General features: G+C 66.6%; 24 protein-coding genes and 1 riboswitch. Of the genes, 4 read left to right on the forward strand and 20 right to left on the reverse strand.

Features of this window, described 5'->3' with window-relative positions; genetic code table 11:
* Positions 1-34 precede the first annotated feature (34 nt).
* Positions 35-106: riboswitch (cobalamin riboswitch) on the reverse strand.
* A 41-nt stretch (positions 107-147) separates the two neighbouring features.
* The 5 genes from AB0L57_RS15915 to AB0L57_RS15935 all read right to left on the reverse strand — a co-directional run bounded on the left by AB0L57_RS15915 (position 148) and on the right by AB0L57_RS15935 (position 3,822).
* On the reverse strand, positions 148-1,494 hold the full coding sequence (locus AB0L57_RS15915; RefSeq protein WP_364961946.1) for a hypothetical protein: 1,347 nt from the start codon (positions 1,492-1,494) through the stop codon (positions 148-150).
* Positions 1,495-1,852: 358 nt separating this feature from the next.
* Entirely contained in the window at positions 1,853-2,011 is a 159-nt protein-coding gene (locus AB0L57_RS15920) for a hypothetical protein (RefSeq protein ID WP_364961948.1), read from the reverse strand.
* A 226-nt stretch (positions 2,012-2,237) separates the two neighbouring features.
* The gene (locus AB0L57_RS15925; protein ID WP_364961951.1) at positions 2,238-2,615 is read right to left on the reverse strand and encodes a DUF5313 family protein; all 378 of its coding nucleotides are present in this window, start codon (positions 2,613-2,615) and stop codon (positions 2,238-2,240) included.
* 69 nt (positions 2,616-2,684) lie between these two features.
* Entirely contained in the window at positions 2,685-3,155 is a 471-nt protein-coding gene (locus AB0L57_RS15930) for a MarR family transcriptional regulator (RefSeq protein WP_364961954.1), read from the reverse strand.
* 82 nt (positions 3,156-3,237) lie between these two features.
* The gene (locus AB0L57_RS15935; protein ID WP_364961955.1) at positions 3,238-3,822 is read right to left on the reverse strand and encodes a TetR/AcrR family transcriptional regulator; all 585 of its coding nucleotides are present in this window, start codon (positions 3,820-3,822) and stop codon (positions 3,238-3,240) included.
* Positions 3,823-3,920: 98 nt separating this feature from the next.
* On the opposite strand from AB0L57_RS15935, the gene AB0L57_RS15940 reads away from it, so the two are divergent.
* Complete coding sequence (locus AB0L57_RS15940) at positions 3,921-5,060, forward strand: acyl-CoA dehydrogenase family protein (RefSeq protein ID WP_364961958.1); 1,140 nt, start codon at positions 3,921-3,923, stop codon at positions 5,058-5,060.
* Positions 5,061-5,070: 10 nt separating this feature from the next.
* On the opposite strand, the gene AB0L57_RS15945 is transcribed toward AB0L57_RS15940, so the two are convergent.
* From AB0L57_RS15945 to AB0L57_RS16010, 14 genes are all read right to left on the reverse strand, one after another.
* Positions 5,071-5,220 carry a hypothetical protein gene (locus tag AB0L57_RS15945; protein WP_364961960.1) on the reverse strand — a complete coding sequence of 50 codons (150 nt, stop codon included), beginning with the start codon at positions 5,218-5,220 and terminating at the stop codon, positions 5,071-5,073.
* A gap of 152 nt (positions 5,221-5,372) precedes the next feature.
* The gene (locus AB0L57_RS15950) at positions 5,373-6,365 is read right to left on the reverse strand and encodes an oxygenase MpaB family protein (RefSeq protein ID WP_364961963.1); all 993 of its coding nucleotides are present in this window, start codon (positions 6,363-6,365) and stop codon (positions 5,373-5,375) included.
* 137 nt (positions 6,366-6,502) lie between these two features.
* Positions 6,503-7,759 (reverse strand): helix-turn-helix domain-containing protein, encoded by a 1,257-nt coding sequence (locus AB0L57_RS15955; protein WP_364961966.1) that lies wholly within the window; start codon positions 7,757-7,759, stop codon positions 6,503-6,505.
* A gap of 41 nt (positions 7,760-7,800) precedes the next feature.
* A complete protein-coding gene (locus AB0L57_RS15960; protein WP_364961968.1) occupies positions 7,801-8,589 on the reverse strand; it encodes a hypothetical protein in 789 nt (262 codons plus the stop codon).
* A gap of 12 nt (positions 8,590-8,601) precedes the next feature.
* Complete coding sequence (locus AB0L57_RS15965; RefSeq protein WP_364961970.1) at positions 8,602-9,795, reverse strand: MlaD family protein; 1,194 nt, start codon at positions 9,793-9,795, stop codon at positions 8,602-8,604.
* The gene (locus AB0L57_RS15970) at positions 9,792-11,063 is read right to left on the reverse strand and encodes an MCE family protein (RefSeq protein ID WP_364961973.1); all 1,272 of its coding nucleotides are present in this window, start codon (positions 11,061-11,063) and stop codon (positions 9,792-9,794) included. Before AB0L57_RS15970 ends, AB0L57_RS15965 begins: the two co-directional genes overlap by 4 nt.
* Positions 11,060-12,163 carry an MCE family protein gene (locus AB0L57_RS15975; RefSeq protein WP_364961976.1) on the reverse strand — a complete coding sequence of 368 codons (1,104 nt, stop codon included), beginning with the start codon at positions 12,161-12,163 and terminating at the stop codon, positions 11,060-11,062. The genes AB0L57_RS15970 and AB0L57_RS15975 overlap by 4 nt, the downstream gene beginning before the upstream one ends.
* Positions 12,163-13,209 carry an MCE family protein gene (locus AB0L57_RS15980; protein ID WP_364961979.1) on the reverse strand — a complete coding sequence of 349 codons (1,047 nt, stop codon included), beginning with the start codon at positions 13,207-13,209 and terminating at the stop codon, positions 12,163-12,165. The genes AB0L57_RS15975 and AB0L57_RS15980 overlap by 1 nt, the downstream gene beginning before the upstream one ends.
* The gene (locus AB0L57_RS15985; protein WP_364961982.1) at positions 13,209-14,231 is read right to left on the reverse strand and encodes an MlaD family protein; all 1,023 of its coding nucleotides are present in this window, start codon (positions 14,229-14,231) and stop codon (positions 13,209-13,211) included. The genes AB0L57_RS15980 and AB0L57_RS15985 overlap by 1 nt, the downstream gene beginning before the upstream one ends.
* Complete coding sequence (locus tag AB0L57_RS15990; RefSeq protein WP_364961985.1) at positions 14,228-15,673, reverse strand: MCE family protein; 1,446 nt, start codon at positions 15,671-15,673, stop codon at positions 14,228-14,230. The genes AB0L57_RS15985 and AB0L57_RS15990 overlap by 4 nt, the downstream gene beginning before the upstream one ends.
* Before the next feature lie 9 nt (positions 15,674-15,682).
* Complete coding sequence (locus AB0L57_RS15995) at positions 15,683-16,546, reverse strand: ABC transporter permease (protein WP_364961988.1); 864 nt, start codon at positions 16,544-16,546, stop codon at positions 15,683-15,685.
* Between the two features lies 1 nt (position 16,547).
* On the reverse strand, positions 16,548-17,384 hold the full coding sequence (locus tag AB0L57_RS16000; RefSeq protein WP_364962435.1) for an ABC transporter permease: 837 nt from the start codon (positions 17,382-17,384) through the stop codon (positions 16,548-16,550).
* A 169-nt stretch (positions 17,385-17,553) separates the two neighbouring features.
* On the reverse strand, positions 17,554-17,742 hold the full coding sequence (locus tag AB0L57_RS16005; protein ID WP_364961991.1) for a hypothetical protein: 189 nt from the start codon (positions 17,740-17,742) through the stop codon (positions 17,554-17,556).
* Positions 17,743-17,744: 2 nt separating this feature from the next.
* Positions 17,745-17,969, reverse strand: coding sequence for a hypothetical protein (locus AB0L57_RS16010; protein WP_025348182.1), 225 nt, complete (start codon positions 17,967-17,969; stop codon positions 17,745-17,747).
* Positions 17,970-18,473: 504 nt separating this feature from the next.
* Between AB0L57_RS16010 and AB0L57_RS16015 the strand changes: the two genes are divergently transcribed.
* The 3 genes from AB0L57_RS16015 to AB0L57_RS16025 all read left to right on the forward strand — a co-directional run bounded on the left by AB0L57_RS16015 (position 18,474) and on the right by AB0L57_RS16025 (position 21,536).
* Positions 18,474-18,725 (forward strand): hypothetical protein, encoded by a 252-nt coding sequence (locus tag AB0L57_RS16015; RefSeq protein WP_364961994.1) that lies wholly within the window; start codon positions 18,474-18,476, stop codon positions 18,723-18,725.
* Between the two features lie 113 nt (positions 18,726-18,838).
* On the forward strand, positions 18,839-20,497 hold the full coding sequence (locus AB0L57_RS16020) for a hypothetical protein (protein WP_364961996.1): 1,659 nt from the start codon (positions 18,839-18,841) through the stop codon (positions 20,495-20,497).
* 73 nt (positions 20,498-20,570) lie between these two features.
* A complete protein-coding gene (locus AB0L57_RS16025; protein WP_364961998.1) occupies positions 20,571-21,536 on the forward strand; it encodes a hypothetical protein in 966 nt (321 codons plus the stop codon).
* 9 nt (positions 21,537-21,545) lie between these two features.
* Here AB0L57_RS16025 and AB0L57_RS16030 read toward each other — a convergent pair whose 3' ends face one another.
* Positions 21,546-22,019: a hypothetical protein gene (locus AB0L57_RS16030; protein WP_364962001.1), complete on the reverse strand. Its 474-nt coding sequence runs from the start codon at positions 22,017-22,019 to the stop codon at positions 21,546-21,548.
* Between the last annotated feature and the right edge of the window lie 77 nt (positions 22,020-22,096).

Genomic DNA, 22,096 nt, shown 5'->3' on the forward strand with positions numbered 1-22,096 from the left:
CCACGTGATCATGACCGTTCGTCACTGCACCCGTGGGTGTCTGGCTTCGGGTCGCAGACGACCCTCACAGTTGCGGGACAGCCCCGGACTCACACCGGTCTTCCCCAGCGGGCAAGGTCATCCTAACCACACCGCCGTGACGACGTGTCACACAGTTCGGTCCGCGGGCCGGAGCCGGACGATCAGCAACACGATGAGCGCACAGCCGACCCCCAGCCCTGCCGCGACGGCTCCGGGAAGTGCCGTGTGCGCGACCTCGGCGCTGCGGTACCAGGTCTGCGAGTATTCGACCCGGCCGACGTCGCGCCCCTGCAGGGCCACCCCGGCAGAGGGGACGAACAGGATGGTGATGCCGACGACCGCGCCGGTGGCACGCGGCCCGACCGTGCTGCCCAGCGCGTATCCCGCGATCACCGACAGTGCCAAGCAGCCGGTCACGGTGAGCCACGCACTCGGTGTGTGAATGAATGCCGAGGTCAGTGCGGCAGCGAGGGCCAGCAGCACCGAACTCAGCACCGCCACCATCGGGCGCGGGACCCGCCATCCCGCATAGAGTCCCGCACCGGCGAGGACGACGATCGGAATCGTGGACCAGCCGGGCCGCGGCACGGTCAGCACCGTCGACCCCGCGGCCGCGAAGGCGACCATGGCCGCCACGAGCAGGCCGTCGCGGCCGGGCAGCAGCAACGCCGCCACCGCCGTGGCCGCCAGCAGAATCGTCCCGCCGACCAGAATCGCGGTCACCGTGCCGCTGCGCGCCAGCCACACCGAGGTGGCCAGGGTCACCGACGCGATCACCACGGCGGCCAGCACCGGTTTCAGCGGGACCACCGAGAGCGTGTCCGGTTCGGACCGAGGCCCCTGCCGGAACAGCACCGCGGTCATGAGCATGAGCACCACGGCCACCACGATCAGCCACACCGGCGGCGCGCCCCGCAACCACTCGTCGCCGAGTGCGGCGGCGGTGTCATCGGGAGCCTGGATGAGGTCGCCGACCAGAATCGAGGCGAGCGCACCGAACAGGAATCCGCCCGCTGGGGCACGGCGTTCCCACACCGCCGCCGCCAGACAGCCGAGTATCACTCCGGCGAGCACGGAGTCGACGTAGTTGAGCGTCGACAACGTCCGGGTCTCCAACCGCACGAGCAGGACGTGGTTGACCAGCATCGCCGTGGTGGCGCAGAACACCGCGCACCAGGCCAGACGGGTGCTGCCGATCGCGGCCGACACCGAGACGGCGATCACCGCGATGAGTGCGCCGGCGGTCAGGGCCAGCGGCATGTTGAAGATCAGCAGATCGACCTGCAGGGCCGAGCCCGGTTGCAGCGCCGATCGGCTGATCGGCAACATCATGGCCAGTCCGGCGGTGCCCGCGCTGACACACGCCGCCGACGTCTCGACCGCGGTCCGCAGCCGATACGCCTGGTCGATACCGGCGGACAGCCGGTGGGTTTGTTCCCGGATTCCCGGGAAACCGAAAGTCACAGCGCTCACGCCGGGCTCCGTTTCCGGGCAAGTGACGCCTGGGCGTGAAAATTCCCGCCGAGTCGATAGCCGATTCGTCAGCCGGTCACGCGTTGGGCAAATCGATTGCCGAACATTGGTTGCCGAACAATTGCTGAACCGACAGTACCGGAGTACGAAAAACCGTCGTTGGCCTCGAATTCACCAACATCGCGCCCAATTCTTCGATTCGACGAGAATTTGCTAACGGTTCGGTCGCGGGAGATAAACCTTTCGCATCAATCCCGGAAACAACCGGAATCACCGCAGGTCAGCGCGACCGTACCGAGATAACGAGGCCCGGTGCCCGTTGCCGGATCGTGTCCGAGCGAGCATCCGGGCTCCACGGTCAGCGGACGATGTCGTCGACCGGCGTCTCCGTGCCATCGGGTCCGGCCGCCGAGGCGCCGGCGCTACGGAACAGTGGACGGTGCGCGACCCCACCGGCGGGCGCCGGCGTTTCGATCGGCACCGGACTGTGGCTGAAAAGGTTCGGCTGCTCACTCATAACGGATGCCCTTTCCCTTGCATGCGGTGATACGGATTCACCATCGGCGCTGTGCCCTGGCCGACGAATCGGCCGAACGTCCCACGCGCCCAGCGGCTCTCGATCGATCACCGACACAATGACAGTACACCCCGGACAACCGTGTCCGGCCGGGAACGTCACCGGCGAGGCGCGCCGGAATCGGTTCGGCGGCCACGGATTACGCGTCGGTAGCCCGCGAGCGGGCTCAGCCGCGTCCGTGCCGCAGTTCGTAACGCTCTCGTTCGGCGGCCGCACGCTGCCGTTCGGCGGTATCGACGAGTTCGGGATCGAGCCCGTGCCGCAACAGCCGGTGACGGCGGTAGACGTACATCAATGCGACGGTGAAGTAGATCAGCGGCAGATACAGCAGCGCCATCATCGACAGGCCGATCCACAGCGGACCCGGGATCAACAGAAACAGGCACAACACCGGGATGATCGGTACCAGGATACGCAGCAGGTAGCGGCGTGCCGCACCCGGGCCGGTCAGATCCGCCAGCACCCACTGCCGCATGGACGGCGGCAGGGTCGCACCGCAGATGTAACGGATCCGCTGAATCGGACTCGGCGTCTGATCATTCATCGGTAACTCCTGAGATTCGCGGGACACCCGCACGGGGTCGGGCCAACGGATGGGGCTGCGCAGTGTCGCTCATCGGCCCTCCACCGGTTCCGCGAGCGCGGCCCGCCGCGCCGCCTCGTTGACACGGGTCAGCACCGTGCGCAATTCCTCCAGATCCGCGAGGCTCACCCCCAGTCGCCGCACGACCGCCGGCGGTATCTGCTCGGCCTGGCCGCGCAGCTCCCGGCCGGCCTCGGTCAGATCGACCAGTAGCGCGCGTTCGTCGCGGCGGTCGCGGCTGCGCGTGATGAGTCCCGCGGACTCGAGCCGTTTGAGCAGTGGGGACAACGTCGCCGAATCGAGTTGCAGCGCCTCGGCGATCGCCTTCACCGACATCGGCGCCTCACCCCACAGCGCCAGCATGACCAGATACTGCGGATGTGTGAGTCCCAGCGGTTCCAGTAGCGGCCGGTAGATCGTCAGCACCGATCGGTTGGCGACCGCGAGGGCGAAACACACCTGCCGGTCGAGCCGCAACGGGTCTTCGACGTCGGTCGTCATGCCCACCTCCTCGTGTCCCCACAAAGGTATCGCACTAATAGTTAGCCCACAAACTATTAGTGCGACAACACACACCCGGAGATCAGCGACTGATTCCGGCCGTCAGCAGCGCGGCCAGCTCCCGGTATGCCCCGGCATCGTCGAGACCGGTGGCCGCGCGGACCCCGCCCTGCTGGATGCGGACCATCATCGCCGCGGCCAGATCGGCGACGAATACCGCGTGCACATCGCGGAACTCACCCGCCTCGACCCCCTCGGTCACCAGCTCACGCACCCGATCGGCGGCGAATCGGGTATTGACCTCGTAGACCTCGCGCGCGGGGCCGAAGGCATCCAGATCCGCCATGAACCGCGCCGAGGCCGCCCCCAACGCGACGCCGACCGCGGACAGATATCCGGTGATGCGCTCGGCAGTGCTCGCCTGCGCCGCCACCCGGGATTCGACATCGTCGGTGGCGCGGCGGAAGAAGTGCACCGTGGCCGCCCGGACCAGCTGCTCCTTACTTCCGGCCAGCGCGTAGAGCGTCGACTTGGAGCACCGCAGCCGGGCGGCGATGTCATCGAGAGTCAGGTGCGCGAAGCCTTCGGCGAGGAACAGATCGACCAGGGCATCGAAGAGTTCACTACGCCGCCGAGTCGCGAATTCGGGCCGGGACAGCTGTTCCATGCCGCGATAGTACTGGGCGGGACTTTTCAGTACTATCGAAAACCAGTACTCTGATCGACGATTCAGTACTATTTTCCGTGATCGAACGAGGAGTCGCCGTGGCCGTCGACCGTCTGCTACCCACCACCGAAGCGCACGATCTGATCCGGCTCACCCGCGATATCGCCGACAAGACGCTCACTCCGATCGTCGACGAGCACGAGCGTTCCGAGCGCTATCCCGAGGGTGTTTTCGCGACCCTCGGCGAGGCCGGGTTGCTGAGCCTGCCGTATCCGGTCGAGTGGGGTGGCGGAGGTCAGCCCTACGAGGTCTATCTGCAGGTACTCGAGGAGATCGCGGCGCGCTGGGCCGCGATCGCCGTGGCGGTGAGCGTGCATTCGCTGGCCTGCCACCCGCTGTTCGCCTTCGGCACCGAGGAGCAGAAGCAGCGGTGGCTCCCGGAGATGCTGGGCGGCGCCACGATCGGCGCCTACAGCCTGTCCGAACCGCAGGCGGGATCCGATGCGGCCGCCCTCACCTGCAAGGCCGGCGCGACGCCGGACGGGTACCGCATCAACGGCACCAAGGCATGGATCACCCACGGCGGCATCGCCGATTTCTACAATCTGTTCGCCCGCACCGGCGAGGGCTCACGCGGTATCTCGTGCTTCCTGGTGCCCGCGGGCACCGAGGGCCTCGGTTTCGGCAAACCCGAGGACAAGATGGGCCTGGCCGCGGTGCCCACCACCTCCGCGCACTACGACAACGCCCTCGTGGCCACCGATCGCCGCATCGGCACCGAGGGCCAGGGATTGCAGATCGCCTTCAGCGCATTGGATTCCGGCCGGCTGGGCATCGCCGCGGTCGCCACCGGCCTGGCACAGGCGGCCCTGGACGAGGCAGTCGCCTACGCCCAGCAGCGCACCACCTTCGGCCGCAAGATCATCGATCATCAGGGCCTGGGCTTCCTGCTGGCCGATATGGCCGCCGCGGTGGATTCCGCCCGCGCCACCTACCTCGACGCCGCCCGGCGCCGCGACGCCGGCCAGCCGTACTCCCGCAACGCCTCGGTCGCCAAACTGGTGGCCACCGACGCCGCCATGAAGGTCACCACCGACGCCGTCCAGGTCTTCGGCGGTTACGGCTACACCCGCGATTTCCGCGTCGAGCGCTATATGCGCGAGGCCAAGATCACCCAGATCTTCGAGGGCACCAACCAGATCCAGCGTCTGGTCATCGCCCGTTCCCTCGCCGGCTGAGCCACCGCCGTCAGCGCTGCTCCCGCTCCCGGCCGGTCGGCGGGGGCGGCAATGCCCCGCCCTCGTTCACCCACCGATCGAGCTGTTTCGGCTCGGGGTCGGGGGCCGGCCGCCGCCGACCGAGATGGAGCCGGTCCATCGCATTCTTGATCTTGCCCATGCTGGCCACCTGTACCTTCCGACCGAGCGCCGGCGAACCGGCGCATGCCGTGAACGAGCCACAAGTACCGCGAATTCTATCCCGCCGGGGCGCGGCTGCCGGCCGCATCCCCCCGCGGGCCGGATATCCACCCGCGCCCGGCGCCGAACGGGTCAGACCAACGTCTTCTGCCGGCGGATGCGGCGCTGCACATCGCGCATCATCATCTTGGTTCCCGAGAAACGGATGAACTTGGGGATGAAACGGTTCACGAAACCCACGAAGAGGAACAGATTCTCGAATCGGCGCTGATCGGAATCGCTCCACTCGACACCCATCTGATCGCGGAAATGCGGCGGCAGGAATCCGGCGGTCAGGAAACGCAGCAGGCCCCCGAAGATCAGCCGCATGTACCAGTGGATCATCCGCAGATGCAGCAGATCACCGATATACGCGCGGAACGCGTCGTCGATGATCACCTGACGGCATGCCTCGAGCCAGTATTCGTCGAATTCCGCCCGGGTCTTCGGCCACATGTCCGGATGCACCTGCAGCGTGGTGCCGAAGGTGTCCGCGCCCTGATAGAACGCCTCGAGCTCCTCGGGCGACATCTTCCCGTTGATGAGCTGATGGGAATCCTCGAACCCGATGTAGATACAGGCCGCCACATACAGCTGCAGATGCCGGTCGAAGGCGTTGTATTTCACCTTGGCACCGGGCTCGGACCGCACCTGCCGATGCGCGACGTTCACCGCCTCCCGGAATTCCTTCTTCTCCTCCGGCGTGCCGAGGATCGCCACCGCCAGATAGGAAGCCGTGGTACGCAACCGCTTCCACGGATGCACCATCAGCGCACCGGATTCCACGGTGCTCTCCATGACACCGGCGGCCACCGCCGGATGGGAGAACTGCATGGCGACATTGGCCGCGGCGCCCGCGAACATCCAGAAGTCCAGGGAATCGGGCAGTTGCGCCGGGCGCTTGCGCGGCGACCGGTGGAAGTCGGGAATGTGGATACGCGTCTGTTGCAGGGTGAGCGGCGGCAGGACACCGGAGTGCTCCGATGACGCGGCCCGGGACCCTACCGGCACCGACTCCTCCTCGACATAGGAATCACTGTGCGGGTCGGTGTAATTCGGCTCCGAACGCTCCATTGCCGTTGTCATACGAGTCCTCTCCTCCTGCGTTTTCCGGATACGCCGCGATCGACGGCCATCCGCGTGATCCGTGCCGCGACGACCACGGCGGCACTCCCTTTGATCGTCGAGTTGTCGAATATCCACAGCACCGAATCGACCGGCCGCTACCGCGCCGCCCGGCGGCCGAACAACGTCGTCTCCATCAGCCCGACCACCTGCGCGCGCGAACACATCCGCTGGTCGTTGCCGAACAGCCGGCCCAGACCCACCACCAGTCCGAAGCCCGCGTGCACCAGTACCCGGGCCTGCGCCGGTGACAGTTCCGGCCGCGCATCGACCAGCAACTCCGCCCACTCGGCCACCACCAGCCGCTGGATGTTGCGCAGCACGGTTCGCTCGTAGGAGCTCACATTGCCGAACTCCGCGTAGTAGACGAAGGTCAGCTCCCGCTCGGCGAACGACCCCGCCACATAGAGGTCGATCAGGCGCGCCAGTGCCTCCTCGGCCGACTCCGACAACTCCACCGCCGGAGCGATCGCCGCCGCCATCCGGTCGGCGACCCGCCGGAAGGCCGCGGCCAGCAGCGCGTCCTTGCTGCGGTAGTAGCGATACACCGCCGAGGCCGCCGACAGATCCGCCGCCGCGGCGATATCCTCCACGCTCACATTGGGATAGCCACGCTCGTGGAACAATTCGACGGCCTTGTTCAACACGACCTGATGCTTGAACGCCTGCGGGACATCGAACACCGGCGGCTCCTCCGGGATACCTTCGGCCGCAGTCAGATCCGTCCGGACCACCGACCAGGCGGCCTCGCGCAGCACCACCGCCAGCGCTTTCGCGGGCAGGTGGGCGTGGTGGTCGCCGATACTGCTGACCACACTGAAGATCGCGACGGCACGGACCGTCTGTTCACGACGGGGCGACTCCGGCCGTAGTTCGCCGATGAGCATGCGCACGGCGGTGATCGCGGTCGTGAACCGTTCGTCGAAGATCCGGCGATCGTCGGCCTTCAGATAACGGGCCTCCCAGCGGGCCAGCGCCGCGGTCGGGCGATTGGCGATGGTGTCGGCCACGATCGCCTCGATCACCGTCGCCAGCCGATCACCGGCCGCGCTCGCCGCGGCCGCTACCGGCGGGGTCGCCGCGGTGACCGCCGCCGCGGACAAGCGCAGCAACTCCTCACGAAACAGCGCGTACTTGCTCGGATAGTGCCGGTACAGCGCGGCGGAGGAGATGCCGAGCCGGGCCGCGATGTCTTCCATGCTGACACCGTGATAGCCCAGCGTGCCGAAGGCCGCCGCCGATTCGGAGGCGATCTGCGCGCGGCGATTCTTCGGCCGGCGACGGATCACACGTTCGCCGTCCGGTTTTGTCGACGGCACCGCGGCCTTCGCCCGGGCGTCCTGTGCGCGGCTCAAAGTTGTTGTCCGTTCTCGGATTTCGATGAGATTCGTCTCGGCTACGATTGGGGCGGCAGCGGCGCCAGCGGTGTGCTGATCTTGCCCACCAGCCAGTGATCGCCCTGCTTCTCGAGCCGCATCACCGTCGACAGCTGTCCCGGTTCCGGCTTGCCCTGGGTGCCCAGGCTCGTGATCGTCTGGCCGATCACGACGATCGCCTCGGCGGAGTTCTTGTCACCGGATCGGATCGCGCACTGCACATCGGTCGACTTCGCGACCACCTCGCCCTTGGCGAGCACATCGCTGAGATCCTTGCTGTTGGACTCGAACTGCTTGCGCCAGTCACCGGTGGCACCGGCCAGCACATCGTGCACGTACTGGTCCAGGTGCTTGGCATCGTAGGTCGACACCACCGGCCCATACGCGCAGGCGGCCTGGCGGGCCTCGGCCTGCGCGGTGAGCACGTCGCTGTGGTCCTTGTCCTGGGTGTAGAAGTAGATGCTGCTACCGACCGCGGCTCCCAGGACGACCGCGGCGACCGCGCGCAGGGCGACGGCCACACCACGACCGCCGGCCTTCGACGCCAGCCGGGACAGGACCGACACCTCCTGCACCGCATACTCCTTCGTGGATTCGCCCGCGGTGACACCGTCGGCTCCGGTCGAGTTCCCGGACTCGGCGGCGGTGTCCGATCGAGTCGCCTCCTCGGAATCGGCGGCGCTCTCGGATCCGGGCGCGGCCGCCGCGGTCCCGGATACGTCGCCGGCCGCGGCCCGCGCGGTTTCCGGCTCGGCGGATTCGAGCGCCTCGGCGCGATCCTCCGGCTCATCGATCTTCTTGGCACTCATCAGGTTTCGCTCCTAGTTGGCGGGGATCGGGCCGGGCGGGATCGGCCGGGACAGTTCGTTTCCGGTGACTCCCGGCGGCGGCCCGGAACCGTTGTCCGGCACATTCGGCCGGGGCGCATCGGCCGAACCACGCACCTGCAGTGCGGGATCGGCGGTGAGGCAGTAGTTGTAGAGCCGCACCCGGGTGTCGGCCATCACCTTCGTGGGGTTCACCGGGATGGTGTCGTACTCACACGTCGGCCGCGGCCAGAAATCCGCGAGGGTGTGATAAGCGCCGTCGTGCGCGGGCACACCGAGCGCCTGAATCCCTTGGCGCAGAGCGGGGAACAGTGCTTCGATGGCGGGCTGGCGCAGCTTCGCGGCCTTGGTGATCGCCACGAAATTGGTGACCAGGTCGGTCATCGGGTCCACATTCTGCTGCACCACCGAGCCGAGGGTGGCGAGCTCGGCGGGGCCCTGATCGAGGAATTTCCGGATCTCGTTGTCGGCGGCCGTGGCCTGCTGGAACAGTGCACTACCAGCCGCGGTCAGGGTGCTCAGGTCCGGCTGGGCGTGCGAGGTGGTCTCGGCGATCACCTCGAGGTTCTCGAGCAACTGCTGGGTCTGCGGCAGCAGATCGGTCAGTCCCGCCATGGCACGGCTGATACCGGAGATCATGTTGCGCAGGCGATCCGGGCCACCGGCGAGCGCCTTGTCCAGTTCGTCGATGACCGCGTCGAGCCGGTCGGGATTCATCCCGCCGATGAATCCGCTCAGGTCGGTCAGCAGATTCTGCACGGGGATCGGCACGCTGGTGCGCGCCCGTTCGACCACGGCGCCCGCGGACAGATAGGGCCCGCTGTCGGCATCGGGGCGGAAGTCGAGATACTGCTCACCCGCCGCGGACAGCCGGCCCACGTGCACGGTTCCGCCGACGGGTATCTTCGCGCTGTCGTCGATCTCGGCGACCGCGTCGATACCGTCGCCGGACACCCGCACATCGGCGACCTTGCCCACCCGCGTGCCGCGGAAGGTCACGTCGTTGCCGGGCAGGATGCCGCCGGAGGTCGCCAGCCGCACGGTGACGGTGAAGGTGTGCGGAATCGGGTCGAGCCGCAGTACATATCGGCCCAGATAGCCCGCACCGATCACCAGCACCACGATCAGACTGAGGTTGGCCAGTGCGATACGACGGCGCACCAGCCAGTTCCACAACGGTGTATTCATCGGTCACCGTCCGGCGAAGTCGGTTCGGGCTGAGAGGTTTCGGGCTGAGAGGTTTCGGGCTGAGAGGTTTCGGGTTGTGCGGAGTCCGGCGGTGCCTGCTGCGGCGTGGCCGGATCGGGTGCCGCCGGCGGAGTCGCTCCCGGCGGCAGTGCACCCGGCACCGGCCGCGGCGGGCTGATCACCCGGCCGAACACCTTCTCGAACACCTGGGCCAGGCTGCCGGCGAAGGCCGGCACATCGCCGATCTCGGGCCACCGGCTGCCGTGCGCATCGCTGAGCGCGCCGACGCTCAGATACGACACCACCGGCATGACCGCCAGACTCGACCCGCGCAGACTCGCCATGAGCGTCGGATAGAGCTCGTTGAGACCGTTGAGCGCCTCGGTGAGGTTGCCGTCCATCTGAGTGAAACCGGTCATCAGTTTCTGAATACTGTCGAACAGGCTCAGGAACTGCGGGCCGGTCGAATCGGTGAAGTCTCCGAGCGCCGCCATGGTGGTCGACACCTTGGTGGTGAGATCGATGATGCGCTGGTTGTTCTCGTTCACCAGGCCCAGCAGTGCGGGGAAGGTATCGGCGGCCTCGCCGAGTTCCCTCTTCCGATTCGCCAATTCCCCGGACAGGCCGTTCAGCCCCTGCAGGGTGGCGTCGATATCGCCGGTGCGCTGATTGAGCGCGCCGATCACACTGGTCAATTCGTTCAGCAGATGGGACAACTGTGGTCCCCGGCCCGCGAACATCGAATTCATCTGCGTGGTGATCTGCGCGGCCTGATTGATACCACCGCCGTTGACCAGCATCGCCACCGACATCATCAACTGCTCGACCGAGGCGGCGGTGCCGGTGTGATCGGTGCCGATGGTCTCACCATCGTGCAGCGGCGGACCCGCCTCCTGCGCCGAGGGCAGCGTCATCGCCACGAACATGTCGCCGAGCGGCGTGGCCTGGCGCAATTCCACCGTGGTACCGCGCGGCAGGCTGATGTCCTGGCGGATCTCCATTTTCACGTCGGCGATGAAATTCGTCGTCTCGATCGCGGTGACGGTGCCGATATCGGTACCGCCGATCCGCACGTGAGCGTGATCGGGCAGATTCAGCACATCGGTGAAGGCGGCGTGCACGGTGTAACCGGGCCCACCGATGCCCGGTTTCGGCATCGGCATGTTCTGCAGCGTCACCCCGCACCCGCTCACACCCACGGTGGTAGCGGTGAGGATGGCGGCGAACGTGGTTCGGCGGCAGAATTTTCCGCGAGAGGACTGTGTCATTTTCCGCTGATCCCCAGGAGTGCGGCGGTGATTCCGAAATCCGGACCCATATCGGCGATCTTCCCGGTCCGGCAACCGTCGAGGCGCATGGCGACCCGCTCACAGAAGGTCGACAGCGCCTCACCGTCGAGTACGGATTTGTCGAGCAGACCGTGCAGGCGCAACGCCTGATGTTCGTAACTGGTCGCGTTGGCCAGATTCTGGAACATCAGTGGAGTCACGTCCACGATCTCGGTGAGATTGCGGGCATTGGCACGCATCTGGTTGCTGATCTCGACGAACCGTTTCAGCGCGCCGGCGAGCTGATCCTTGTTCTGTCCCACGACGGTCGCGGTATTGGCCACGAAGTCGTCGAGCTGGGTCAGCACCGCCTGCAGACCAGGAGCCTGCTCACCCATCAGACCGATCAATTCGGTGAGACGTCCGCTGAAATCTCGCACGGTCTGGTCGTTCTGGGCGATGACCTGCGTGATGTCGTTGAGTTTGACGATCGTGTTGGATATCTGGTCCTTGTTGGCGAAGGTGGTCTCGAAAGCCCCCGACAGCGCGTCGAGGGTTTCTTTCAATCTGTCACCGTTGCCGTTGAGCAGCGGGAACAATGTCCGGCTCGCCATCGGTCCGGTTTCGCTGTCACCTTTCAGGGTCGCGCCGATCTCATCGAAGGTCTGCATGATGCGGTCCAGTTCCACCGGAGTTCTGGTGCGCGGCAGCGGAATATGAGCACCGTCGGCCATGGTGGGCCCGTGCCCCTCGTAGGCGGGCGCCAATTCGATGTGCCGATTGGTGATCAACTGCGGATTCACCAGTGCCGCCATGGCATCCACCGGAATCCGTACGCCCTTGTCGACCTGCATCACGACCTGGACATAGCTGCCCTTCGCTTCCACCGACTCGACCGTGCCCACCGGCACCCCCAGCACGTCGACCTCGTTACCGGCATACAGCCCGGCCACATTCTCGAAATCGGCGCTGATGCGAAGGTGGTCGCCGAGCGCCTGATTCGCGGCGGTGCCGAGTGTTCCCGGCAGCAGCGAACAGCCCGAGCCCGCGGTCGCGACCGCGCAGACCACGGCGAGTTTGGCCAGTGCGCGCAACGTCATCACTTACACCCCTGTACGACCTGGGCGAAACAGATCCAGTTGTCGGGGAACAGACCCCACGGCACATACACATCGCCGTAGGGGCCGTTGCCCAGTACGTTGTTGAACTGCCGCACGGTGACCGGCATGATCTCGTAGAGCCGGTCCAGGTTGGCCTTGTTCTTCTCCAGTCCCTCGGACATGGTGTTCAGATCCCCGATCATCGGGCCGAACTGGTTGTTGTTCTCCAACCCCATGTCCTGCAACAGCTTCGACAGCGATGCCACGTTGTCGAGCAGGTTCTTCAGCAGCTGCTGGCGCTGCTGCACCGCCTGCCCGATGGCCTCGCCGCGGGTCAGCAGCATCAGCACACTGTTCTGGTTGTCCGACACCAGCTGGGATACCGTGTCCATGCCCTTCAGCAGGGTGTCGACCTCGTCGCGGCGATCGTTGATCACCTTCGCCAGTGCGCCGATGCTGTCGAGCGCCTGCACCGCCAGCTGCGGCGAATCGCCCATCTGCTGATTCATCGTGTCCAGGGCCTGGCGCAACTTCTGCGGATCGATCCGCTCGACCCGCTCGAACGACGCCTTGTACTGCGGATCCTGGATGACCTTGCCGAGGTTGTAGGGAACGCTGGTGTGGTCCAGGCCAATTCGGTTGCCCGGCAGTTGTTTTCCGTGTCCCGGAGTGAGGTCGACGTGCAGCCGGCCGAGAATGGTCGACATCTTGATCGCCGCCCGCGCATCGGACCCCAGCCGCAGATCTCGGCGCACCTTCAGATCCACGACCACCATGGCGTTCTCCAGGCGTACGGCGCGCACCGCACCGACCTCGATGCCCGACACGTCCACCGTGGCACCCGCCCGCAGCCCGGCCGCCTGGGCGAATTCGGCGTGAATCGTCCTGTCCCCCAGCCGTGCCTGGGTCAGCGTGCTGGAGCCGACCAGCAGGATGATCACCGCGGCCGAGGCGATCAGGCCGAGTCGCAGATACCGGTTGCGCAGGAAGCCGGGAGTTTTCGGCAGCCGCACCTTCGGCACCCTCGGTCGCGGAATTCTGGCCATCACCGGCACACCTCCGAGTGCGAGTTGCCGCCGATCCGGGAGAACAGTCCCGGCGGCAGCAGGACACCCCACAACGACACGTCGAGACCGCAGAAATAGGCATTGCCGTAGGCGCCGTAGCTGGAGAACTGGGCGATCCGGTTCAGCACGTTCGGCAACTGGACGGCCGCGCGATCGAGTGCGGCGCCGTTGAGCAGCAGTAGCGCGACGCCCGTCGTGGCCTTGTCCTGCGCGGCCGCGATTCCCGGTTTGACCTGGCTGATCAGCCCGACCAGCGCATCGGTCGAGGTGGCAACCTGATCCACCGAGGATTTCAACGCCTCGCCCTGGGCGTACAGGCCGTCCATCAGCGATCGGGTCTGGGTGATGAGGGTCTCCAGCTCATTGCTGCGGTGCGTCAGTCCCGACATCACACTGCTGAGGTTGGCGACCACATCGCCGAGGATCTTGTCGCGCTGACCGAAGGTGCCGGCCAGCTGCGCCGCCTGGGTGATGAGCGTGCTCAGCGACACCTGATTGCCCTGCAATGCCTGAATCAGCGTGTCCGACAACGAGTTCACCTGATCGGGCTGCAACACCGAGAACAGCGGCTCGAATCCGGACAGCAGCGCCGACACGTCGAACGAGGGTTCGGTGTGCTCGATCGGAATCCTGCCGCCGGCCGGCAGTGCCTGCCCGGCGCCGGGCCCCGCCGCCAGCGCGATGTAGCGCTGGCCGATCAGATTCTGATATCGCACCATCGCCTTGGTGGTGGTGGTCAGATGCTGATTGCTGCGGATGCTGAATTCGACACCGGCCTGGTAGTCGCCGGCGAAGTCGATCTTGTCGACCCGGCCGACCCGTACCCCGGCCATCCGCACGTCGTCGCCGACCCGCAGGCCGAGTACATCGGAGAACACCGCCGAGTACCGATCCGTCGAACCCGGCACCGAACGCTGGAGCGTGGAGTAGATCGTGGTCGTCAGCCCGATGGCCACCACGGCGAAGAGGGCGAAGCCGATCAGCGCCTTCGTCGATTTCACTGCGTGACACCACCTTCCGGCGCATCGCCGACGGTCAGGTAGCCGCCGGCGAGAATCGGCCCGAGCAACAGCAGCTGCGCCATGTTCGGCACACCGCCCACGACCGCGGCCACCGCCGCGGGTCCGCGCAAGGCGACCGGCCGCACGCCCGGACCGGCCGCGCCGCCGCGATCGGCCGCGGGTGCGGTGATCCCGGGAATCTGCGGCAGCCCCGGAATGCCCGGCAGCGCGGGGAATCCGGGCAACACCGGCAGACCGGGAAACAACGGCTGCTGTGCCGGGGCGGCGGGTATCGCCGCGGGCACCGGGGGCGGCCCCGCGGCATCGAGCCACCGAGGCAGCTGCTGCGCCGGATATTGCTGTGCCGGTGCCACATCCGGCACACTGGCGCCCCCGCATCGCGGACCGTACCGATCGCCGTAATGCGGGCAGTCCGCGGCGGTGTACTGCTGGAACGGCGTGAGCGAGGCATCCATCGCCCAGACCATCTGCTGTTCGGGACCCCAGTGGAAGGTGGTCTTCAGCCGCTGCAGCGCGGTGTTCAGATTGGCCGCGGTGAACGGAATCGCGTCCGGATCCCGGGCCAGACCGCCGAACAGATCGTCCAGTCCGGAAACCAGGTACTTACCGGAATCCGGATTGCGGGCGAACAGGCCGTTCACCGCATCGATCGCACCGCCCGCATCGGTCAGCAGCGCCACGAGATTCGACCGCCGCTCGGTGAGGGTGCGTGCGGTGGTGACCGAGTCGGACAGCACACCGACCAGTTCCGGAGCCGATTGGCTCAGCGCACCGGCAGCGCGGCCGAGATTGCCCAGCAGATCGCCGATCCCGGGGATGTCGTGGACCTGGGTGAGCCAGTTGTCGAGCCGCTCGATGGTGGAACCGGGCACCCGGGCCGACGGTTCCAGCGCGGCCGACAGGGTCGCCAGCACGCGGCCCAGTTTCTCGGGCTGAATATTGGTCAGCACATTGCGCAGCACGTCGAGCGTGGTCTGCAACTGGATGGTCGCGGCGCCGGTGTCCTGCTGGATGGTCGACCCGGAACGAAGTGTCGCGTGATCGGGACCGTTGTCCACCAGTTCCACGGCGGTGACACCGAACAGGTTGCTGGGGATCACGCGAGCGGTGACGTTGGCCGGAATCGTCTCCACCACACGCGGTTTCATTCCGATTTCGGCACGCTGCCGCTGTCCCTTGGCCACCACCTCGACCGAATCCACACTGCCCACCACCAGACCGCGGAACTTCACGTCGGCATGGCTGGGCAGTCCGTCGCCGGTGCTGGTCAGAATCGCGGCGACCGGTACCTTCTCGGTGAAATGGCCGGTGTAGCGCAACACCAGCAGATACATCAGCGTGGCCAGCACGAGCAGCATCGCGATACCGGACAGCGTGAGCTGCCGCGCGGTGGCGCCCCGGCCACTGGGATCGAGAATCACGAACGACACCTATCCTGAGATCCGGAATCCGGGGTCGATCCCCCAAATCGCCAGGGTGAGAAAGAGATCCGCGAACACCATCACGACGATCACCATCTTGATCGCGCGCCCGGCCGCCACCCCGACACCTTCGGGACCACCGCTGGCGACATAGCCGTAGTAGCACTGGATGAAGGTGGCCAGCATCGTGAAGAACACGACCTTGAGCAGCGAGTAGAACAGATCCGGTCCGAGCAGGAACTGGAAGAAGTAGTGGTCGTAGGTACCCGAGGTGGTGCCGCCGAGGAAGAGCACCGTGAACTTGGTCGTCAGGTAGGCCGCGGCCAGACCGATGGTGTAGAGCGGGACGATGGTGACCGTCGCCGCGATCATCCTGGTGGTGACCAGATACGGCAGCGGGCGGATCGCGATCGATTCCAGGGCGTCGATCTCCTCGGAGATGCGCATCGATCCCAGCTGTGCGGTGAAGCGGCAACCGGATTGAATCGCGAAGGCCAGCGTCGCCAGGATCGGCGCGAGCTCGCGGGTGGTCGCGAAACCGGAGATGGCGCCGGTCAGCGGGCTCATGGTGAGCAGGTCCAACGCGGTGAACGACTCCATCCCCACGATGATCCCGCCGAACGAGCACAGGATGAATACCACGCCGATGGTGCCGCCGCCGACGATCAGCGAGCCGTTGCCCCAGCTGACATCGGCGGTCAGCCTGGCCAGCTCCTTGCGATAGTGCCTCAGCACGAAAGGAATCGAGGCCATCGCCTGGACGAAGGTCAGCGCCTGATGGCCGAGCCGCTGATTGGCGTGCACCGGGGCCAGCGCCGCGTTGCCGACGGCGCGCAGCGGCCGGGCCGCGGGCGGAGTGTAGGAACTGGCCATCTCACACGACCTTCGCCGGCAGCAGCGTATTCGACAGCTGGGTCAGAATGATGTTGGTGGCGAACAGCATCAGCGCCGAGCTGACCACCGCGGAGTTCACCGAATTGGCCACTCCGGCCGGGCCGCCGCTGGTGTGCAGGCCGACATCGCAGGCGATGATCGCGGTCAGGGCCCCGAAGATCGCCGCTTTGGCCAGCGCGATCAGCAGATCGTTGGCCACGGCGAAGGAGGCGAACGAACCGATGAACGAACCGGGCGTGCCCGACTGCGCGTACACATTGAACATGTACGCGGTGGCGAATCCGACGAAAACGATGAAACCGCAGAGCAATACACTCACCAGGACGGCGGCGGCCAGACGCGGTGCGACCAGCCGGCGGACCGGATCGACGCCCATCACCATCATGGCGTCGATCTCCTCCCGGATGGTGCGCGATCCGAGATCGGCGCAGATGGCCGAGCCCACCGCACCCGCGATCATCAGCGCGGAGACCAGCGGTGCGCCCTGGCGGATGATGCCCAGCGCCGCCACCGAGCCGATGAACGTCGTCGCGCCGACCTGATTCACGAGCGCGCCCACCTGGATCGACACCACCACGGCGATCGGTATGGCGACGAAAACCGTTGGGGCGGCGGAGACATTGGCCATGAAGGCGCACTGCTTGATGAATTCCCGATACGGGAAACGCCGGCTCACCATGGAGACGAAGAGCTGGATGATCGCCTCGCGACCGAGATCCACCTGCCGGCCCAGGGTTTCCAGCGACCGCTGCGGATGTCGCCGCCACAGACCACTCGCGGCATCGACGAGTCGCTGCAGCTCGCCCTCGTCGGTCACGCGCCAGGGCGGTACCGGCGGTTGCGGCCCCTCGGAAGCTCGGGTCGACGTCACAGCGGTTGTTCCTTTCTGACCCACCGCCGGACCACTCGGCCGCCGGCGTGCGCGGTGCCACCCATCAGCGGTGCGGCACACGATGTTGTTTCGGTTCGACCGGTTCGCGGGAACATCAGGAGAGGTTCTCCAGATGGTGCTGCAACAGCACCAGCAACAGCCCCACCACGGCGATACCGGCGCCGAGCGCACTCAGCACCGCGACCCACAGCCCGTATCGGAGAACGGGATTGATCTTCATCTGCCCACCGAGGATCTTGACTCCGATCACCACGATGTCGATGAGCCATACGAGCGCCATCATGACTAGGTCATGCAGACGTTCGAGAAGGTGAGCACGGGCCAGCACACGATCGCTCCCAGGAACGACATGATCACGTCGATGCCGTGCAGGTTCTTCAGGTGCGAGGTGTGCGTCAGCGTCCAGATCACCCCGACGATCCCGTACGGCACGGCGATGATGATCAGCGTCCCCAGGAACTCGGACACCTTCATCTCGTAGCTCAGTAGCCGATCCAGCCGCTTCAACATTGCGACGCAAGTCCTTTCACCCATCGGCCGCCCCGTCGCACGCACATCTCGCACGCGACGGACGCAGGCACCCTTGCCTGTTGCCCACGGCCTTTCAGCGATCACCGTGAACCCGCACGAGCGTATGTTACTCATAATTCACACTTTGTGAAGAGGGTCACCCAGACCGGAAGGTCCGCAATCATCGGTGCTCATAGTGAAAAACCACAAGATGAGGTCAGAGGTCCATGTCGAGCAAGTTATGCCGAATTCATCGACTATTGCGCCGAACAGGGATTACGATGACGGGTATCGGCGACCACATCGGCGGCCGATGCGAGCGACACTCCCACGACGAGGTCACTCACCACCGCCGGGCCCGGCGGTACCGCAGGGGGATCTCCGGGCCGGGCAACGGATTCCCGGCGCTGCGCGCTCGGATCGATTGTCGTTCACGATCGCACCCGAGTCCGCCGAATCGACACGAGAACGAGTCACTCGGGGCCGGGTGGACGGAGGATCAGCGTGCACATCGATCACCCACGACCGGACGAGACCCACCGCCTGGGCGGCATCTCCGCCGTACGGTCCCGGGAAATACTGAACTACTTCGGCAAGTGCCCGGCGTGCGGATATCCCGCCCAGGCGGTTCTGCGGACCATCTCCTACACCGACGGGGTCGTCACCGACGCGGTGATCGCCACCTGCGAATTGCCCTGTGGCTGGTCAGGTCCGGTAGAGCCGACCATCATGACCCTTCCCACCCGGTGGCCGTAACGAACTGACGCCCAGGCGAAACCGCGATATCGTCGAGATTCGCTGTCTGCCCCCGCAGTCTCGTGATCGAGGTCGAGCCGCCCGGGGAGACCGACGAGACGAGGGGGCGATCGATGATCACCGTGCTTGCCGGCGTACCGCTGCACCCGGCCGTTTCAGCGGCCCTGCGGCACGCGGCGAACCGGGTGGCGCCCGGTCCGGTCGACACGCGTGCGCTGCTGGTGGCCCTGATACAGGCCGACGTCGCGGGCGACTGGTCGCGAATCCGGCTGCAGGCGGGTGATTTCGACGCTCTCGCGGCGGCGGATGTCGCAGATCCGGATCCCGGCGTTTCCGGCGGATGGGAGAACGTCCCGGTCACCGATTCCTGTGCGATCGCGCTCGATATCGCCGGCCGCGTGGCAGGGCGGTTCACCCTGTGGCCACTCCCCGTCGGCGCGGTCGTGCTCGGACTGCTCGCCGACGACTCCTGCGCCGCCGCTCGGGCATCAGCCGCCATGGAACGTGGCGAATTGCTCGATGCGGTGCAGGCGGACGTCCTGGGAACGACACTGGACGGGATCGGCACCCTGCTGCCCGCGCTCGTGGACGAGGCGCGGCGCGCGCACCATGCGAATACCGCACCGCCGTGGCCGAATACCGCACCGGCGCCGCCCGCCGCCGCGCCCGGTCCCCCACCTTCGGGCCCGTTCGCGACCGGACAGCTGCCCTACGTCGCCGCCGAACCGCCCGTGGGCGTCCAGCCCTTCACCGCTGCCGTACCGGCCGCCGCGCCGACGAGCCGGACACCGTGGCGCAAGGGTCCACTCGTTGCCTCGCTGGCGATGTCACTCGTTCTGGTCGTGATCGCGGGTGTGCTGTTCACCGTGGGACTGCGCCACGATTCCTCGGCGACGGCGGCCGGGTTCGGTATCGAGAAATTGCGGATCCTCGATACCTGTTCACTGCTGGACGCACGGGTGGTCGCGGCCGTCGGCGCGAACAGCCATGTGGCCGAGAGTTCGAGTTGGGATTCCTGCAGCGTCTTTCCCGAATCGTTCGACGTCGAGTCACCCAGCCTGCACGTGTACGCCGGTTGGTCCAGCAGCGACGACGACGGCTGGGTCGTGACAGGCGAGAAATCGCACGGCTTTCCGGTATCGCGGCTGGACCGGAAGTCCTCCGGTTTCTGCACCCGGCGCGTCGACACGGCCGGCGGGGACGGACTCGAGATCGGTGTGATGACCCTGCGCGCCGACAACTCCGACACTGCCTGCGCCATCGTGGACAAGGCGGTCCCGCTCATCGTCGATCGACTCGTCGGCGCGGCCCGGCCCGCCGAGATGACACCGGATTCCCTGCGGACCGTCGATCCCTGCGCATTGGTCACCCCGGACACGGTGCGCGGCGTGGTCGGTGAGCCCGCCGGGCACAACCCTCCCCACGGCGTGCACGACTGCCGGGTGCGAGGTGCGCAAACCTCCCTGCTGGTCTCGCTCGGTTCCGGTCGCCGGCCGGACGTGCGCGACGCATACCAGAATTTCGTGCCGTTCGACATCGCCGGTGCGACCGGGTACGAGATTCCGGCGAATGAGGATACCGGGCCGCCCGCCACGATCCAGAAGAACGAACACGCCTGCCAGGTGCGCTACATGCATGGACCGGAGCCGAACGAGTCAGCGGAGGTCGTGGCGGTCCAGGTCACCGAGGCCGCCGGCGTCGACCACGCCACGGCGTGCGTGCGTGCCAAATCCGTTCTCGCGGAGATTATTCCGAGACTCCCCCGGAAGTGACACCATGACCTGGCCCTCCCCTCCCGCTGCGCAACCCCCACCCCCTCCGCAACGGCGCCGGCCGCCACTGGCGGTGCTGGCGACTCCGGTCGTAGTCGCTCTTATCCTCGTCATCGCCTCGGGAATCTTTGTGGCGACGCGATTCTCGGGCTCCGACGACTCCTTCTCGGCTTCGCGCACCACCGCACCCGAGGGCCGGCAGATCCCGATGGCGCTGTTGCGATCGGTCGATCCGTGCGGGCTCGTGAACGAAGTGCCGCCCGGTGCCGGGACACCCACCGGCAAGGGTGCGGGCTATCCGATGTGGTCCGAATGCCAATTGCGCACGCAGGGTGGCACATACGGCACGCTGGTCATCGATCTTCGACTGGATGACGACATCCGCGGCTACACATTCGATACCCCCGATGCGAGCGACCACATCAACGGCCTGCGAGTCGGGCACAAGAAGACGGACCTGCTCGGCAGGAAACCCGGCGAGTGTGGTGTCGCCGTACCCACCGAGAATCGGGAACTGGTTGTGGGGCTGGCTGTTTCCGGAGTCTCCGGCGCGGATCCCTGCACCGTCGTCACCGAGTTCTTCACGCCGATCGTGCAGCGGCTCGGTGCCAATCCACCGCGCCACCCGTCCCCGCCCGGCTCCCTCGTCGCCGTCGATCCCTGTTCGGTGCTCGACCTCGCCACACTCGAGCCGATCATCGGCCGGACCGGCGCCGGTGTGCCGGATGCCGGTGTGCACCAATGCGAATGGAGCGGAACGGTCGCCCTCACCGCCCAGTTCTCCGTCGAACGGGAATCCAAGGTCAAGAGCACCGGCCTGACCCGTTTCGTCGCCGTCGGCCCGATCCCGTTCTACGAGGAACACCTCACCGATGGCCTGTGCACCTACACCTACATCCAGCTCACCGACCTCTCCGACTTCGCCGAGACCGCGAAAGTCACTGTGCAGAGCCAGGACAAGAGCTTGTATCCGCAGCTGTGCGACAAGGCGCGCACCGCCGCGGCCGCCCTGGTGCCGAAACTTCCCAAGACCAGGTGAGTCCGGCCGTCAGGCTCCGGTGGAAGATCCCGGACGGACGATCATCAGCACCGTGACGATCGCCCACAGCAGATTGAAGATCCCCGTGTGCATCGCCAGTCGGCCACTCACCCGAGCGGCCACGGCCAGCGCCTCGCCGGGCGGCGCTTGCGCGGCGGTCAGAAACCCACTCTGCGCGGGCAGCACCAGAAGACCCAGCACTGCGGCGGCGGCGATCGTCAGGACCATCGAGGCGATCAGCCACGGACTGCCCAGCACACCCATACTGCTCGCGGTGCCCACACCCAGCACCGGGACGGCAACCGCGATCCACGCGTAGACCCGGCAGATCCGGTGCAGGACAACGGCAACGGAACGATCCGCTGCATCGTCGCTGTCGGCCGCGCGGCGGATCGCGGGCGGAAACATACTGGCCGCCACCGCGACCGGGCCGATCGCAACGATCACCGCGAGTACATGCGCGGCGAGCAAGACCTTCGTCACCACACACCTGCTCGCAACACTCCAATGGACAACACCGCCGCACCCTCCTCCGGAACCGGACGGCTCGACGGTATCCG

The organism is Nocardia sp. NPDC052254 (genome assembly GCF_040679495.1).
In the GTDB taxonomy this organism is placed as follows: domain Bacteria; phylum Actinomycetota; class Actinomycetes; order Mycobacteriales; family Mycobacteriaceae; genus Nocardia.

Bases quoted from the DNA above. Each gene is read 5' to 3' on its own strand.
- AB0L57_RS15920 (WP_364961948.1), bottom strand. From the start codon at position 2,011: ATGAGTGAGCAGCCGAACCTTTTCAGCCACAGTCCGGTGCCGATCGAA.
- AB0L57_RS15925 (WP_364961951.1), bottom strand. From the start codon at position 2,615: ATGAATGATCAGACGCCGAGTCCGATTCAGCGGATCCGTTACATCTGC.
- AB0L57_RS15930 (WP_364961954.1), bottom strand. From the start codon at position 3,155: ATGACGACCGACGTCGAAGACCCGTTGCGGCTCGACCGGCAGGTGTGT.
- AB0L57_RS15935 (WP_364961955.1), bottom strand. From the start codon at position 3,822: ATGGAACAGCTGTCCCGGCCCGAATTCGCGACTCGGCGGCGTAGTGAA.
- AB0L57_RS15945 (WP_364961960.1), bottom strand. From the start codon at position 5,220: ATGGGCAAGATCAAGAATGCGATGGACCGGCTCCATCTCGGTCGGCGG.
- AB0L57_RS15950 (WP_364961963.1), bottom strand. From the start codon at position 6,365: ATGACAACGGCAATGGAGCGTTCGGAGCCGAATTACACCGACCCGCAC.
- AB0L57_RS15960 (WP_364961968.1), bottom strand. From the start codon at position 8,589: ATGAGTGCCAAGAAGATCGATGAGCCGGAGGATCGCGCCGAGGCGCTC.
- AB0L57_RS15965 (WP_364961970.1), bottom strand. From the start codon at position 9,795: ATGAATACACCGTTGTGGAACTGGCTGGTGCGCCGTCGTATCGCACTG.
- AB0L57_RS15970 (WP_364961973.1), bottom strand. From the start codon at position 11,063: ATGACACAGTCCTCTCGCGGAAAATTCTGCCGCCGAACCACGTTCGCC.
- AB0L57_RS15975 (WP_364961976.1), bottom strand. From the start codon at position 12,163: ATGACGTTGCGCGCACTGGCCAAACTCGCCGTGGTCTGCGCGGTCGCG.
- AB0L57_RS15980 (WP_364961979.1), bottom strand. From the start codon at position 13,209: ATGGCCAGAATTCCGCGACCGAGGGTGCCGAAGGTGCGGCTGCCGAAA.
- AB0L57_RS15995 (WP_364961988.1), bottom strand. From the start codon at position 16,546: ATGGCCAGTTCCTACACTCCGCCCGCGGCCCGGCCGCTGCGCGCCGTC.
- AB0L57_RS16005 (WP_364961991.1), bottom strand. From the start codon at position 17,742: ATGATGGCGCTCGTATGGCTCATCGACATCGTGGTGATCGGAGTCAAG.
- AB0L57_RS16010 (WP_025348182.1), bottom strand. From the start codon at position 17,969: ATGTTGAAGCGGCTGGATCGGCTACTGAGCTACGAGATGAAGGTGTCC.
- AB0L57_RS16020 (WP_364961996.1), top strand. From the start codon at position 18,839: ATGATCACCGTGCTTGCCGGCGTACCGCTGCACCCGGCCGTTTCAGCG.